We start from the raw sequence: 13497 nt of genomic DNA, 5'->3' as shown, positions 1-13497 counted from the left end.
CCCCCACACCAGCATCGCCGGACCGGACGGTGGCGCGCCCGCCGAGGAGTGCCGAAGGGGTGACCGGCCGGTGTCCCGCTACGACGCCGCGGTGGTGCCTGGCCGGGGGCTGCGGCCCGACGCGAAGAGAAAGGCGCCGACGAGGAGCGACCACCCCGGGAACACCAACTCCGACCAGGGCACACCGGCCGAGACGAACAGCAGTGTCAGGAAGGTGAGGAAACCCAGCAGACTGAGCCACCGCGGCAGGAGCCTCAGGCGATGGCAGATGACCGACGTGGAGCAGGTGAAGACCGCCGCCATCCGCGTCGCGTACTCGGCCAGCAGTGTGTACGCGAAGTGGCGGCCGAAGTTCCAGGCGGGCAGGCCGGGAGTGCCGCCGGGCGCGTCCGTGGTGGCCAGCACGCCCGCGGCGGCCGCGGCCACCCCGAACAGCGTCGCCACGAAGACCAGCCCGCTGCCGAGGAACACGGTGGCGAGGAACTGGTCCTCGGCCTCACCCATACGGGCCCGCAGCGCCCCCATGAACCACAGGAAGCAGATCCCGGCCAACGGCACCAGCGCGAGCGCCGCCTTCACCGCGCTGCGCCGTGTCGGGTCGGTGAGCCCCTGGAGGGTGACCGACTCCGCGCCCTGGGGGATCGACAGCCGGATCAGCACCATGGCCGCCGCGAGCAGGAGCGCGAACACGACTCCGGCCAGCCCGGCGGCCCGCGGGGTCTGCAACGCCTGCTGACCCGCCCGGGTCTCGGTCATACGCGGCTCACTCCCTCCGGTGTCCCCTTGCACCAGCAAGCCGCCGTGCGAGAAGGCCCGCCACCGGGACGCGCCCGAACGGCAGATCGTCCTCGGTGAGGCTCACCTCCCGTCCCGCATGTCGACAGGCGCCGAGTACCGCGTCGGCCACCTCGCCGGCCGGCCGTCACCCACGTCGATGCGGGTCGACCCGAGCATGTCGACGGCGTCGAGCGCGATGCTCTGAAGGCGCTCGGCCGCGAACAACTCCGCGATACGAGGCCATAGTCGCTCGTAGTGACGGAGCACGGACTGGGTCAACTCCTCGACGCCGAGGGCCGCGTGGTGTTCGGTGACATGCGCCGGCACCTCCCGCTCCGGCGTCCGCCACGGCCTTCCGGGGTGCCGCGCCGGCCCGTCCGTCGACCGGTACGCGAACCCGTGCCGGTCCGCCAACTCCCGGGCGACAGACGACTTCCCGACATTCGGCGTCCCGCCGAACAGCATCACACGCATCGCACCCATACCGGCGACCCCAGTGATCGCCGGAAGGTGGCACGAGCCGTGCTGGGCGCCTTACCGGTCCTGCTCGGGCCGGTCCTCGGCCTCGTTCGCCGAGGTCGGTTCGGCGGCGTCCGGTGCGGTGTAGAAGACAGCGGTTCCCTGCTTGGTGCGCTGGGCGTGCTTCTTGGCCACGAGCCCTTCGAGCGTGGACCGCACGACGGTGGTCTTGATGCCGCGCTCGGGGTGGGCCTTGCCGAGCGCGTCGGCGACCTCCGCGGCGGAACGCGGCTCACTCTGCTCGCTGAGGTGGGCGCGCACGAGTTCGACCAGCGTGGGCCGGCCCGCCTTCGGCGCCTCCGTCTTGACGGTCTCCGCCTGCGTGGCTTCCGTCTTCTTGGCCGCGGCCTTCTTGCCGGCGGTCCTCCGGCCCGTCGTACGTGTCTGCGCGGCGGCGGTCTTCTTCTTCGCCTGCGGCTGCCTGCCCGTGCCGGATCCGGCAGGGGACTTCTTCCGCGGGGCGGGCACCGTGGCGCTGTCCGGCACGGCGACGGGCTCCACTGGTGCCGTCGGAATGCCGAGTGCGTTCTGCATGGTCACCAGCACCGCGTGGTCGTGCTGCAGTGTCGCCAACTGCTCCTGCAGAGCGGCGATTTCGGCGCTGACGCGTTCCTGCTCCTTCACATTGCGTTCGAGATCGCTTGCCACTTGGGCGGCGTACTGCGATGTCAGTTCGGAAGTCGCGGTCGTGGTCTCGGACATGGCGTGACTCACCTTTCCTCGCCTACGGCGATGTTGCTGCACAGTGTCCCCCCGGTGCACAGATGGTACGGGCGAGGGGAGGTGCTTGTTCCTTGGTCCGCAGTCAGTCATACGTCGGTGCTGCGCTGACGCCTCATCAGTGGACGGCTGACGCCTCATCAGCGCATGGGCGGGCTTCAGCCCTGTTGCGCATAAGGCCGGAAGACCCCCGTTACTCCGACAGGGTAGTTCGTCATATGGTCGGTATGTCGGATGCGGTGAGCTTCGCGGCGATATGTAACTTCAGTCTCGCATCGGTTCACAGCCGACGTGTCTGAGACAGGAGAAGTGACATGGCAACGCGTTCCACTGCAGTAACCGCCGCGATCGCGGCCGGCGCGGCCCTGGTGGCCACTGGCATCACCTACGCTTCGGCCGCCTCCGAGCCCGCGCACTCGGCCTCGGTCGTCCAGCAGGCCGCCGCCCCGGCCGCCGCCCTCGAAGGCAATGGCAACAACAACAACGGGAACAACAACAACAACAACGACAACAACAACAACGCCAAGGGCAACGAGGGCGAGCACCACTACCGCCACCACCGCCACCACCGCCACCTGCGCCTGCGCCACATCGGCCGGATCCACATCAACGAGCGGGACTTCCCGGCCATCCCGGACGGCTGCGTGCCCATCCTGAGTGGCCTCGGCTCCAACAGCATCAACATCGTCAACGACAGCAGGCACACCGTCGAGGTGTTCAGAGGGGTCACGTGTGACAACGGCGCTCCCATCGCCGTCGTCGGCCCGTGGAGCCAGAGTGACGGTGTGCGCCCCCAGCACGTCCGTGGCGGTGTGAAGATCAAGCACGGTGTCGCGGGCAGCTTCCGCGTGATCTGCGACCGCCGCGGGCGTGGCGGCTACGGCGACGGCGACGGCTACGGCGACGGCGACGGCGACGGCTACGGCGAGGGCTTCCGCGGCGACCGCTGCAGCGCCTTCGAACACGACGGCTACCACCGCGACCACGACCGCGACTACGACAACGACCACGACCACGACCACGACCACGACAACGACAACGACCACGACCACAACGACTGACGGGAGGTCGTGACCGAGCCACCCGCCTGACACAACAAGGAGAACCCCGGCCCGCCGGAATCGGGCCGGGGTTCCGGTCTGTCCGGGCCTCGGTGACACGGTGAGTCAGCGATGAGGCGGCGGAGGCGGCGGCAACTTCGTCGACGGGACCTCTTCCGGCCACACCAGCAGAACAGGACAGGGCGCGTGGTCGACCACGAAGCGAGTGGCGGGGCCGAGGCTGTGCGGGCCGAGCCGGGAACGATCCCCGCCCCGTGCGCAGATCAGCAGATCCGCGCCGATGGCCTCCTCGACGACCTTCCGCTCCGTACGGCCGTGGGTGAGGACCTGGTGGGCCGCGCGCCCCAGACGCCGCGCCGCGGAATCCAGCAGGCGCCGCGCGGCCGACTCGGACAGCCCCTCGATCCGGTGCCCGGGGTCCCGCTCGGGATGACCCCGGCCGAGGAGCCCGGCGAACGCGCCGTGCGCCGTCTCGGCGACCGTGTCGTCGCGCACGTACAGCAGCACGATCTCCTCGCCGGGGGCCGCGCGGCGGAGCGCGGCGTCCACACAGGCGGGCCAGGTCCCTTCGGTGATCCAGACGACGGCGCTCATGGGCGGCTCCCGTGTGGCGTGGCGGGTCGGATGGCGATCGTGTGCAGAATCCCCACAACGCCGAGGGGTGGCAAGAAGCCCGGCCGTAACGGCCGCCGACCCGAACCGCCCACCGCGACACGAGGTCCGCAACCCGGCATTACCGGGACGGGCGGCTAGATTTCAGACCCGTACAATTGTGCGCTCTGGGGACGTTGGGGGGGAAGTCCTTGCGTCAAGGGGTGGAAAGGCCTCATAACCGTGCCGAGGACCACGGCACACGAGGCAGCGGACCACGCGGCGGTACGGCGCCGTCCGCCACGGGCGACGGCGCCCCGGACAGAGCGGCCGCCGCGCTGCGCCGCGTCGCGCTGTTCATCGTGCGCACGGTGCGGGGTGAATGGCGCGGTATCGTCGTCGACCCGGTACGGCAACTGCTGCGGCGCGGGCTGTCCGGGCTCGTGCTGGCCTTCGTCGCGGCCTTCGGTGTGATCTTCTTCCACGCGGTCGCACAGCATCCGACCGGCGCGGTGGCGGTACGGCTCCTGGGCGGCGTCTACGCCGACCTGCCGCTGTGGCTGGCCCTGTTACGCACCCCCGTGTCGCTGTACGTCCCGGCCCTGGACCTGCCGGTCTGGGCCGGCATCACCCAGCTGTTCCTCGCCTTCGCCCTGGCCGAACTGGTGTTGGGCCGCGCCCGCACCTTGGCCGTCGCGTACGCGACCACCGTCGCCGGCACCCTCACCGTACGGGTGATGATCACGCTGGGGCCGGGCTGGTGGGGGCTGGGACTGCCGCCCGAGACCGGTCGGGTACTCGACACGGGACCGTCCGCCGCGGTCGTGGGCCTGTTCACCTACCTCTCGGTCGTCCGGCGCGCCCCCGTCGTGTTCACCCTCACCGGCGGGTCGATGGTGTGGGAGTCCATCGCCATACCGAACCTGGCCGGCCGGGAGCACCTGATCGCGGTGGCCGCGGCGATCGTCCTGGGACTGCTCCACGGACACGGCCGCAGCCTGCGGGGACGGGTGTGGTCGGTACTGCGGATCGGGAGCGGGACCACCCATGCGCCGGTGCGGGGCGGCGGCGAACGTACCATCGCTGCGCCGCTCACCCCCTATGACGGCACGTCAGTTGCGAGAGTGCCCCAGCAGCGGACGCTCACCGGCCCGTCGAACTCGAAGGACACGCCGACCGGGACACCGTGACGTCTGTCAACCGGCCGTGACGCCCCGGCATCACCGCGGACCGCTCCTGCGGAGGATCTGGTCCACCCCGACCGCCACGACCACCAGGGTTCCGGTCGCCACATCCTGGTAGAGGCTGTCGATACCCGCCTGGGTGAGCCCGGAACGCAGCACATTGACGATGAGCGTCCCGATGAGTGTGCCGATCACGCTTCCGCGGCCGCCGAAGAGGCTCGTGCCGCCGAGGACCACCGCGGTGATGCTCTCCAGGTTCGCCGTCTGGTACGAGTTGGGGTCGGCGTTCGGGATACGGCCGAGGGACTGCCAGGCGGCGACGCCGTACAGCAACCCGGCCGTGCTGTAGACCGAGAGAACCGTGCGCCGTACGTCGATGCCGGTCAGGCGGGCGGACTCCGGTGCGTTGCCGACGGCGTAGATGTGCCGGCCCCACGCGGTCTGGGTGAGGACGTACCAGAAGAACCCGTACAGGCCCACGAGCAGAAAGGTCCCCCAGGTGAGGAACACACCACCGATGCCGAGGCCGTTGCCCCAGAAGACGAGCAGGCCGGAGGTCACCGGATAGCTGCGGGACTGCGAGTACAGCCTGGCGGTGGCGTAGACGACGGTCAGCGCCCCCAGGGTGACGATGAAGGGCGGCAGGCGCAGCCGGGACACGAGCAGTCCGTTCACCAGCCCGACGAGGGTCGCCGCGACCAGGCCGAGCACCAGTGCCGTCACGGGGTTGCCGCCGTCGAAGGCCAGTTTGGCCATGACGATCGTGCCGAGCACCGCGATCGCGCCGTTCGCGAGGTCGATGCCCGCGGTGAGGATGATCAGTGACTGGCCCAGCGCCAGTGTGCCGACCACGATGGACTGCTGCAGCACCAGCGACAGGTTCTGCGGTGTCAGGAACGTCTCCGTGGTGACCGCGAACGCCACCACGGCGACGACCAGAGCCGCCAGCGGCCCGACGGCCGGCGTGCGAAAGGCGTACCGGAGCATGTCCCGCGGCCGGGGGCGCGTATCACCGCCGGAGGCGCGGGTGGTGACGGGTGACCTCATGTGCTGTTCCGATCCCTTCGACCCGCTCGCGGTGACTCGCTGACCGGAGTACGTCATCCCCAGCAGTGCTGGAGCCCCCAGGCCGTGCTCTGCGACGGCACACCGCGCACCGGCCTGTCCGTGATGAGCACCGTGCCCGTGTCGGTGAAACCGGACGGCCGCTTCCCGCTTCTGGCAAAAGCGATCATCGCGTCCACGCCGTCGGTCGCCATCCTGACCGGGAACTGCATGACGGTCGCCGCGAGAGTGCCCGCCTTGACGTCACCGACTCCGTCACACGAGCCGTCGATGGAGCCGATGGTCACCTGGCGGGTCAGCCCCCGGTCCATGATGGCCTCGTACGCGCCGCCCGCCACCGGCTCGTTGATGGTGTAGACGGCGTTGACGTCGCTCGCGCGCAGCAGCAGGTTCTCCGTCGCGGCCTGAGCCGTGTTCCGGTCGCCATTGGCGTTCGCCTGGCCGACGATCGCCGGCGAGCCGTCCTTGAGCCCGAAGCCGTCGAGGAACCCGTCGTGTCGGTCCTGGCTGACCTCCGAGCCCGGCGTGCCGTCCAGCATGAACACCTTGGGAGCCTGGCCGGCGAGCACCGCCTTGACATAGGCCCCCTGCAGGCGACCGGCCTTGAAGTTGTCCGTCGCGTACGTGGCGTCGACCGCGTTCTCCGGTTGTGTTGCGGTGTCCAGCGCGATCACCAGGATGCCCTGCCGGCGCGCCTCCCTGATCGCGCCCAGGATCCCCGTCGTGTTCGACGGCGTGATGAGAATGCCGTTCACACCGCGCGCGATGAGGCTCTCCACCGCGTTCACCTGGCCCTCGTTGTCCCCGTCGAACTTGCCGGCGAGAGCGATCAACCGTGCGTCGTTCCTGTGCGCCGCGGCCGTGGCGGCATGGCGCAGCGCCACGAAGAACGGATTGGACTCGGTCTTGGTCACCAGGCCGATGGTGATCTGGTGCGCCCCCTGGCCGTCGCTGCCGTTTCCCCCGCCGCAGGCGGCGGCACCGCCGACCAGCGCCCCCACCACGAGGAGCGTGATCCCTCGCCGGCGGCGCCGCCGGGTGCGTTCGTGGCCCGCACGGTCGTGTGTCATGGGGCCGCCCTCCTCCGGCCGGGGCCGGCGTCACACGAGCCTCTGTGACCTCCATCATGAGCCGAGACTATTCGTAAATGCCCAGATAGGGGGATGTGGTTGTTCATGCTCTTATCTGTCTTATTCGTTATGAAGCGGGCATTGCTCGGATACTCTGGTGATCAGTCCGGCCGTACGGTGTCACCCCGCCGTACGCAGAAGGTGAGGTTCACGTGACTGAGCCGCCTCTGCTGGCGCTGCGCGGCATCTCCAAGCGGTTCGGCGCCGTGCAGGCACTCAAGGACGTCGAGCTGGAGGTCCACAGGGGGGAGGTCGTCGCCCTCCTGGGGGACAACGGCGCGGGCAAGTCCACTCTCGTCCGGATCATCGCGGGCGTCGTACCCGCCGACCAGGGCGTCATCGAGTGGGAGGGCCGGGCCGTGCAGATCAGAACGCCCCGGGCCGCCCGGCACCTGGGCATCGCGACGGTGTACCAGAACCTGGCCCTGTGCGACGGCCTCGATGTCGCCGAGAACCTCTACCTCGGACGCGAACAGAGGCACCCCGGCGTCCTCGGCCGTCTCCTGAGACTGATGGACAAGGGAGGCATGCGCAGGGAGGCACGCCGGCAGCTGGACGCCATGGGCATCCACGTCCCCGACATGCGCACCCCGGTCGCCTCGCTGTCGGCAGGACAGCGGCAGACCGTGGCGATCTCCCGAGCACTGCTCGGCGAACCGAAGGCCGTCCTCCTGGACGAGCCGACCGCGTCACTCGGCGTCCAGCAGGCCGGTCACGTCCTCGACCTGGTCGACGAACTGCGCGAGCACGGGGTCGGTGTCATCCTCATCAGCCACAACATGGGAGACGTCAAAGCCCTGGCGGACCGTGCCGCGGTGCTGCGGCTCGGCTGCAACAACGGCTTCTTCCACGTGCCGACCACCCCCCAGGACCGGATCATGTCCTCGATCATCGGCGTCACCGGCAGCCCCTGACCGGCCACGGCGACGGCGGGACGGTCACCGCCGGTGCGGTCCGCTCTCCCCGTGGCGGTCACCGGGAAGGCGGTAGGCGGCGAGCGCGGCGGTGTCGTCGTCGAGGTTCCCGTCACTGTAGGCCATCAGATCCTGGTGCAGCCGGTCGAGAAGTTCACCGGGAGGGAGAGCGGCCCAGGACCGGACCCGCTCGGTCAGTGGGTAGAACGCCCCCGTACGGTCGCGCGTCTCCGTGACGCCATCGGTGTACAGCAGCAGCTGTTCGCCGGGACGGAAGGGGTTCACCTCGACGTGGTAGTCGTCCCCGACCAGAACGCCGAGGTTGATGGGCGGTGAGGGATCGGCCGAGTCCAGCTCGGCGACCCCGTTCGGGCCGATGAGCAGCGGAGGGGGGTGGCCGCAGTTGACGATGCGGACCACGGGCTCGTGATCGGGGATCTCGGCGAACACCGCTGTGACGAAGCGTTCCGCCACTTCGCTGCCCGGGAGCTCCGTGGCCCGGCGGTTCATGCTCCTCTCGACCCGGCGCGCCACCCCCGCCAGGTCGGCTTCGTCGTGGGCGGCCTCACGGAAGGCGCCGAGCATCGTGGCGGCCGTCTCCACCGCCACCAGCCCCTTGCCCCGGACGTCACCGATGAGGAGGCGGACCCCGTGCGCGGTGGGCACCGCCTCGTACAGATCACCACCGATCCGCGCCTCCGCGGCGGCGGACAGGTACAGCGTCTCGATCGCCACCTGTCCGAGGCGCCGGGGCACGGGGCGCAACAGCACACGCTGTGCGGCCTCCGCCACGGACCGTACGGTGGCGAGGGTGCGCTCCCGACGCGTCCGGCTCGCGGCCATGATCGTGCCCAGGACGCCGACCAGCACGGTGGAGATGTACGAGGCCACGTAGTGGCGCTCCCACAGGTACCCCACGGCGCGGCCCGCACAGCACGGGGTGCCGGCCAGCAGAGCCTCGAACCCGACGGCGACCACCGCGATGGCGGCGACGGCGGCGGGACCGTGGGCGTAGGCGGCGACCACGGGGAGGGCGATCAGCAGGAAGCTCACCGGCCACTGCACCGGGGTGACCGGCTCGAGCACCAGGACGCCCGCGACGTAGAGCGCCGGCAGCCAGCGCAGCCACACAGGCGGACGCGGCATCTGCAGGCCGGTGCTGCTGAGCCGCGGCGCCCGGCGGCTTTCGGCCTCCCGGCGCGCCGGCCGCCTCATGGCACACTCCCGCCGGCACGGAACAAGGTCGGCGGGCATCCCGCGCACCAGGGCCGGCGCCCGGGGGCGTCTCCCAGAACCGGGCGGCAGCCCGGGCGGATCCCTTCACACGGCCTGTTCACGAGAACTCCTGGCAGAGCCTGATCAAGACCACGGGCTCCATGTGGCTCGACAGCGCGATCCGACGACTGCTCGGGCAGGGGGCATACCCGGATCTTCAGTGCAATCCTAGACGTTGTGATCCGCCCGAGGGATGCCGAGCCGCACTGCCCACAACGGCCGGCCGGCGGAAACCGCTGGGCGCGACCGCCCGGCCACGGCGCCTGCCCCAAGGTGTACGCAAAGGGAAAAGGGGAGCGACGGTGCCGCCGCGGGCCTTACGGTGCTGCGATGGGTCTGTATCCAGAGATCGAACCCTACGATCGCGGCATGCTCGGCGTCGGCGACGGCAACCGCGTCTACTGGGAGGTCTGCGGGAACCCGCGCGGCAAGCCCGCGGTCATGCTGCACGGCGGTCCCGGTTCGGGATGCGGGGCGGGATACCGGCGGTACTGCGATCCGGCGGCGTACCGCATCGTGCTCCTCGACCAGCGCGGCTGCGGCCGTTCCACCCCGCACGCGAGCGCGTACGACACCGACATGAGCGTCAACACGACGGCCCACCTCATCGCCGACCTGGAGCGGCTGCGGCGGCACCTGGGGATCGAACGATGGCTCGTCTGGGGTGTGTCGTGGGGCTCGGTGCTCGGCCTCCGCTACGCGCAGACGCACCCGCAGGCGGTGTCGGAACTTGTCCTGAGCGCGGTCGCGACGGGCTCGAACCGCGAAGTGGCCCTGCTCACCAGGGGACTCGGGCGGTTCTTCCCGGGCGCTTTCCAGCGCTTCCTGGCCGCGCTGCCCGAGGCGGACCGGGAGGGAAACCTCGCGGCGGCGTGCAACCGGCTGATCGAGTCACCGGACCCGGAGGTACGGTCCCGCGCGGCGCGGGCATGGACCGACTGGGAGACGGCGACGATCCCGGCGCCACCGCGATCGGTCGAGCGCTACGAGGACCCCGTGTTCCGCATGGGCTTCGCCCGGACCGTCACCCACTACTGGGGCAACGACCACTTCCTGGGCGACGGCAACGACGAGGGCGTCATACTCCGCGACGCCCCCCTCCTGAAAGGCATTCCCGGCACCCTGGTCCAGGGCAGCCTGGACTTCGGCAATCTGCTCGGCACGGTGTGGCGGCTCCACCAGGCCTGGCCGGACAGCGAGCTGATCGTGGTGGACGACGTGGGACACACGACGGGGGCACCCGGCATGGCGGACGCGCTGGTAGCGGCGACGAACGCCTACGCACACCGCTGAACGAGGGACGGCACCGTGGACGCCGAACCGACGAAATCGGCAACCTGGATCACGACCATCCCCCGCTCGCTTCCACCCACTGGGCTCCAACCGCACGCCCTGAGCCCGCGGTTGAGCAGCCGTCGGCTCCGACTTCCCGTGCTGTTAGCGGTGTTCAGCGGACGGGGAAGCCGAAGGAGTATCCCTGCTGCTTCAGCCAGGGCAGGAGCTGGCGCAGGGCGGCCACGGTCTGGGAACGGTCCCCGCCCGCGTCGTGGAAGAGGAGCGTCGGACCGTTGTGGATCTCGCGCTTGACGGTGGCCACGATGGCGGCGGTGCCGGGACGCTCGAAGTCCTTGGAGTCGACGTTCCAGCCCAGTGGCCGCATCCCGTGGGATGCGGCGAGGTGGCGGCTGTAGGGCGTGAAGGCACCGCCCGGAGCCCGGTAGTACTGCGGCCGAACGCCCCCCGACGCCTGGGTGATCGAGCGTTCGGCGTCCAGGATCTGCCGCGACTGGTAGGCCTCGGACTTGGTGTCCATGGCGGTGTCATGGGAGACCGTGTGGTCGCACAACCGGTGCCCGGCCGCCACCACCGCCTTGACCAGGTCCGGGTGCGCCTGGGCCTGCGTGCCCACCATGCAGAACGTGGCCTTCACGCCGTTGTCCCGCAGCACCTCGAGCACCTGCGGCGTCCACACGGGGTCCGGCCCGTCGTCGATGGTGATGTTGACCCCGTGGGCGCCCCGGTCGGAGGCGTGGACGATGTCCGCGGACACCGGCGCCCCCGCGGCACCCCGGGCCGGGGCGTTCGGCACGGACGGGCGCACCAGGACGTTCGCTCGCGCGCCGGGTTCCTCGGCGGGGCCGGCCTGCGCGGTCCACACCGAAGTGGCGGTGGCCACCGCCGTCACGCCGACCGCCGCCGCGAGCACCCGCCCGTACCATCCCCGTCCGCCACGCCGCGCCATGTCCGCCCCGCTCCTCGTCGTCTCTGTGGTCACGTGCACCCATCAGGACGGAGGAAGAACGGTGCAGGATCCGTCTGTTACCGATCACGGACAATTCCGCGGGCATTCCACGACACAGCGGCGGCGACCGTCAGGACACGGATCCAACTTCCTTGTATTCGCCGTGACTCCACGGCGAGGGGAGCCAAAGCTCAGACCCTGCGCCAGCGCGCCAGCGCGAAGGAGAAGACGCCGAACAGTACGACCCCGGCGGCCACGAGCACCAGCAGCCACGGACCGAACGGGGTCTGGGCGAAAGACCGCAGCGTGTCGTCCAGCCCCTTGGCCCGGTCGGGCCGGTAATCGACCGCGGCGCGGAGTCCGAAGGACCCCGCCGCGGCGAACACCAGTCCGCGCGCAGCGCCTCCGCCCACGCCTGCGATGTCCACCAGCCGCCTCAGGCCCGGGGACAACTCGCCGAGCCTGAGGTCCTTGTGGTACTTGCGCCGGACGGCCCGGACCCCGATCCAGACTCCCGCCACGACGATGCCGACCGCGACGGCGCCCACGATCCACCGACCTGCGGGCACCCCCATTGCCCGGGCGGTGACGTCGCGTGACTGCTCGTCGCTGGATGAGCCACCCGTGCCCGACCCGGTCGCGAACGACAGCACGGAGTAGGCGACGAACGCGTAGAAGACGCACCGGGCCAGCGCCAGCAGCCGTTTCCTCACCTTGCGGCCGTCCGGCCCGACGGCGCCGAACACCGCCTCGGACAACCGCCACACGGCCATGCCGGCGAGCCCGAGGCCCAGCGCCCACAGCAGTACGGCACCGAACGGCTCTTGCGCGATCTCGGCGAGCGCACCGCTGCGGTCGGCCTGCCGGCTGCCGTCGCCGAACGCGATCCGCAGTGCCAGGACGCCGACCAGCACGTAGATCACCCCCCGGGCGGTCAGCCCCGCCCGGGCAGCGGCCTGCGTCAGTGAGCCGACCTCGCCCCCGGCCCGCATCCGGCGGGTATGGGCCATGGCACTCGTGTTCATCTCGACCTCCCCGAATCCGTGTGCCCCGGCACCGCGTTGACACACCGGAGGGGCACGCGTGTCGGGGAGGAGCGGCGGATGCGGAGGGGAGGTGAAGCCCGATCGCACGCACCTCCGTTCCCCTGTCAGGGGGTGCGCATGACTTCCCGCATCGCCCGTGCGGTGCCGGCGGGGTCGTAGGTGTCACAGACGCCGTCGACCAGGATGATGTCGCCGTCGATGTTCCGGGAGCGCAGCGGCGCGATCTCCCGGTACGCGGGGGAGTCCCACCAGGCCCGGGCCTCGGCGAGGCCGGGGAAGCTGATGACGACCACGTGTCCGGGCCAGTTGCCCTCCTTCACCTCGTGCTGTGCGGCGTGTACGAGGAAGCGGCCGCCGTAGGGGGCGAAGGTGGCGGTGATGCGCTCGATGTACTCGGCGATCTCCGGGTGCGGGGCGGCTTCCTGCAGGTGGGCTATGGCGTAGGCGGTCATGGCGTCCTTCCGGTCGGCCCGGCTCCGTACGCCGACGATCGTGGCATGCGCTCCGTACCGGGTCGATGACCTCCGAGGTAAGCGGCCCTGGCCGGCGGCGTGTGCCTGTCGTCCAGGGCCGGTGACCACTTTTCCGCCGGTGCCGGCCTACGCGCTCTTGGGCGCCGCCTGCTGTACGACCTCGAAGGACCACAGCGTGGACCCGCTGGCCGCCGGCCTGGGGCGTTCGCCCCCTGCCGCGTCACCGCCCTGATGGGCTGCCTTCATGGGGCCCTCCATCCAGGCCTGGAACGACTCCTCGTCCCGCCACCGGGTGTAGATCAGGTAGTTGTCGGTTCCGTCGACGGGCCTGAGGAGTTCGAACCACTCGAACCCGTCGGAACTCTCCACGGCGTGGGCCCGGGAGGCGAAGCGCTTCTCCAGCGTCTCCCGCTGCTCGGCGGGGACGGTGAGTACGTTGATTTTTACTACGCTAGGCACATTACACCTCTCGTCAATCGGGGCCCCGACTGGACCCCTAA

At 70.5% G+C, this 13497-nt stretch carries 15 protein-coding genes; 4 read left to right on the top strand and 11 right to left on the bottom strand.

Features of this window, described 5'->3' with window-relative positions; genetic code table 11:
• Nucleotides 1-78 precede the first annotated feature (78 nt).
• From ACFYZE_RS18220 to ACFYZE_RS18210, 3 genes are all read right to left on the bottom strand, one after another.
• A complete protein-coding gene (locus ACFYZE_RS18220) occupies nucleotides 79-756 on the bottom strand; it encodes a hypothetical protein (protein WP_388994533.1) in 678 nt (225 codons plus the stop codon).
• A gap of 102 nt (nucleotides 757-858) precedes the next feature.
• Nucleotides 859-1245 (bottom strand): hypothetical protein, encoded by a 387-nt coding sequence (locus ACFYZE_RS18215; RefSeq protein WP_388994531.1) that lies wholly within the window; start codon nucleotides 1243-1245, stop codon nucleotides 859-861.
• A gap of 66 nt (nucleotides 1246-1311) precedes the next feature.
• On the bottom strand, nucleotides 1312-1998 hold the full coding sequence (locus ACFYZE_RS18210; protein ID WP_388994529.1) for a hypothetical protein: 687 nt from the start codon (nucleotides 1996-1998) through the stop codon (nucleotides 1312-1314).
• A gap of 332 nt (nucleotides 1999-2330) precedes the next feature.
• Between ACFYZE_RS18210 and ACFYZE_RS18205 the strand changes: the two genes are divergently transcribed.
• On the top strand, nucleotides 2331-3077 hold the full coding sequence (locus ACFYZE_RS18205; protein ID WP_388994528.1) for a hypothetical protein: 747 nt from the start codon (nucleotides 2331-2333) through the stop codon (nucleotides 3075-3077).
• Nucleotides 3078-3182: 105 nt separating this feature from the next.
• Here the strand turns inward: ACFYZE_RS18205 and ACFYZE_RS18200 are convergent, their stop codons facing one another.
• Entirely contained in the window at nucleotides 3183-3671 is a 489-nt protein-coding gene (locus ACFYZE_RS18200; RefSeq protein WP_388994526.1) for a universal stress protein, read from the bottom strand.
• Between the two features lie 221 nt (nucleotides 3672-3892).
• Here ACFYZE_RS18200 and ACFYZE_RS18195 point away from each other — a divergent pair, with 221 nt between their 5' ends.
• On the top strand, nucleotides 3893-4858 hold the full coding sequence (locus ACFYZE_RS18195; RefSeq protein WP_388994524.1) for a hypothetical protein: 966 nt from the start codon (nucleotides 3893-3895) through the stop codon (nucleotides 4856-4858).
• 30 nt (nucleotides 4859-4888) lie between these two features.
• Here the strand turns inward: ACFYZE_RS18195 and ACFYZE_RS18190 are convergent, their stop codons facing one another.
• Nucleotides 4889-5899, bottom strand: coding sequence for an ABC transporter permease (locus tag ACFYZE_RS18190; RefSeq protein ID WP_388994521.1), 1011 nt, complete (start codon nucleotides 5897-5899; stop codon nucleotides 4889-4891).
• A gap of 53 nt (nucleotides 5900-5952) precedes the next feature.
• Nucleotides 5953-6987, bottom strand: coding sequence for a substrate-binding domain-containing protein (locus tag ACFYZE_RS18185; RefSeq protein ID WP_388994519.1), 1035 nt, complete (start codon nucleotides 6985-6987; stop codon nucleotides 5953-5955).
• Nucleotides 6988-7199: 212 nt separating this feature from the next.
• On the opposite strand from ACFYZE_RS18185, the gene ACFYZE_RS18180 reads away from it, so the two are divergent.
• Nucleotides 7200-7961 (top strand): ATP-binding cassette domain-containing protein, encoded by a 762-nt coding sequence (locus tag ACFYZE_RS18180; protein ID WP_388994516.1) that lies wholly within the window; start codon nucleotides 7200-7202, stop codon nucleotides 7959-7961.
• A gap of 24 nt (nucleotides 7962-7985) precedes the next feature.
• Here ACFYZE_RS18180 and ACFYZE_RS18175 read toward each other — a convergent pair whose 3' ends face one another.
• Complete coding sequence (locus tag ACFYZE_RS18175) at nucleotides 7986-9176, bottom strand: PP2C family protein-serine/threonine phosphatase (RefSeq protein WP_388994513.1); 1191 nt, start codon at nucleotides 9174-9176, stop codon at nucleotides 7986-7988.
• 390 nt (nucleotides 9177-9566) lie between these two features.
• Between ACFYZE_RS18175 and pip the strand changes: the two genes are divergently transcribed.
• A complete protein-coding gene (gene pip / locus ACFYZE_RS18170; protein WP_388994510.1) occupies nucleotides 9567-10529 on the top strand; it encodes a prolyl aminopeptidase in 963 nt (320 codons plus the stop codon).
• 154 nt (nucleotides 10530-10683) lie between these two features.
• Here the strand turns inward: pip and ACFYZE_RS18165 are convergent, their stop codons facing one another.
• The 4 genes from ACFYZE_RS18165 to ACFYZE_RS18150 form a co-directional block, all read right to left on the bottom strand.
• Complete coding sequence (locus ACFYZE_RS18165; protein WP_388994507.1) at nucleotides 10684-11478, bottom strand: polysaccharide deacetylase family protein; 795 nt, start codon at nucleotides 11476-11478, stop codon at nucleotides 10684-10686.
• Between the two features lie 191 nt (nucleotides 11479-11669).
• Nucleotides 11670-12503, bottom strand: coding sequence for a DUF1206 domain-containing protein (locus ACFYZE_RS18160; protein WP_388994504.1), 834 nt, complete (start codon nucleotides 12501-12503; stop codon nucleotides 11670-11672).
• A 125-nt stretch (nucleotides 12504-12628) separates the two neighbouring features.
• Complete coding sequence (locus ACFYZE_RS18155; RefSeq protein ID WP_388994501.1) at nucleotides 12629-12976, bottom strand: DUF1330 domain-containing protein; 348 nt, start codon at nucleotides 12974-12976, stop codon at nucleotides 12629-12631.
• A 147-nt stretch (nucleotides 12977-13123) separates the two neighbouring features.
• Nucleotides 13124-13456 (bottom strand): antibiotic biosynthesis monooxygenase family protein, encoded by a 333-nt coding sequence (locus ACFYZE_RS18150; protein ID WP_388994498.1) that lies wholly within the window; start codon nucleotides 13454-13456, stop codon nucleotides 13124-13126.
• Nucleotides 13457-13497 lie beyond the last annotated feature (41 nt).

The sequence above is a fragment of the Streptomyces sp. NPDC001796 genome, from assembly GCF_042892355.1.
Classification (GTDB): Bacteria; Actinomycetota; Actinomycetes; order Streptomycetales; family Streptomycetaceae; genus Streptomyces.
The sequence above is the reverse complement of the archived record's forward strand: the minus strand, read 5'-3'. Positions and strand labels throughout refer to the sequence as shown.

Bases quoted from the DNA above. Each gene is read 5' to 3' on its own strand.
- ACFYZE_RS18220 (WP_388994533.1), bottom strand. From the start codon at position 756: ATGACCGAGACCCGGGCGGGTCAGCAGGCGTTGCAGACCCCGCGGGCC.
- ACFYZE_RS18210 (WP_388994529.1), bottom strand. From the start codon at position 1,998: ATGTCCGAGACCACGACCGCGACTTCCGAACTGACATCGCAGTACGCC.
- ACFYZE_RS18205 (WP_388994528.1), top strand. From the start codon at position 2,331: ATGGCAACGCGTTCCACTGCAGTAACCGCCGCGATCGCGGCCGGCGCG.
- ACFYZE_RS18200 (WP_388994526.1), bottom strand. From the start codon at position 3,671: ATGAGCGCCGTCGTCTGGATCACCGAAGGGACCTGGCCCGCCTGTGTG.
- ACFYZE_RS18190 (WP_388994521.1), bottom strand. From the start codon at position 5,899: ATGAGGTCACCCGTCACCACCCGCGCCTCCGGCGGTGATACGCGCCCC.
- ACFYZE_RS18185 (WP_388994519.1), bottom strand. From the start codon at position 6,987: ATGACACACGACCGTGCGGGCCACGAACGCACCCGGCGGCGCCGCCGG.
- ACFYZE_RS18175 (WP_388994513.1), bottom strand. From the start codon at position 9,176: ATGAGGCGGCCGGCGCGCCGGGAGGCCGAAAGCCGCCGGGCGCCGCGG.
- pip (WP_388994510.1), top strand. From the start codon at position 9,567: ATGGGTCTGTATCCAGAGATCGAACCCTACGATCGCGGCATGCTCGGC.
- ACFYZE_RS18165 (WP_388994507.1), bottom strand. From the start codon at position 11,478: ATGGCGCGGCGTGGCGGACGGGGATGGTACGGGCGGGTGCTCGCGGCG.
- ACFYZE_RS18160 (WP_388994504.1), bottom strand. From the start codon at position 12,503: ATGAACACGAGTGCCATGGCCCATACCCGCCGGATGCGGGCCGGGGGC.
- ACFYZE_RS18155 (WP_388994501.1), bottom strand. From the start codon at position 12,976: ATGACCGCCTACGCCATAGCCCACCTGCAGGAAGCCGCCCCGCACCCG.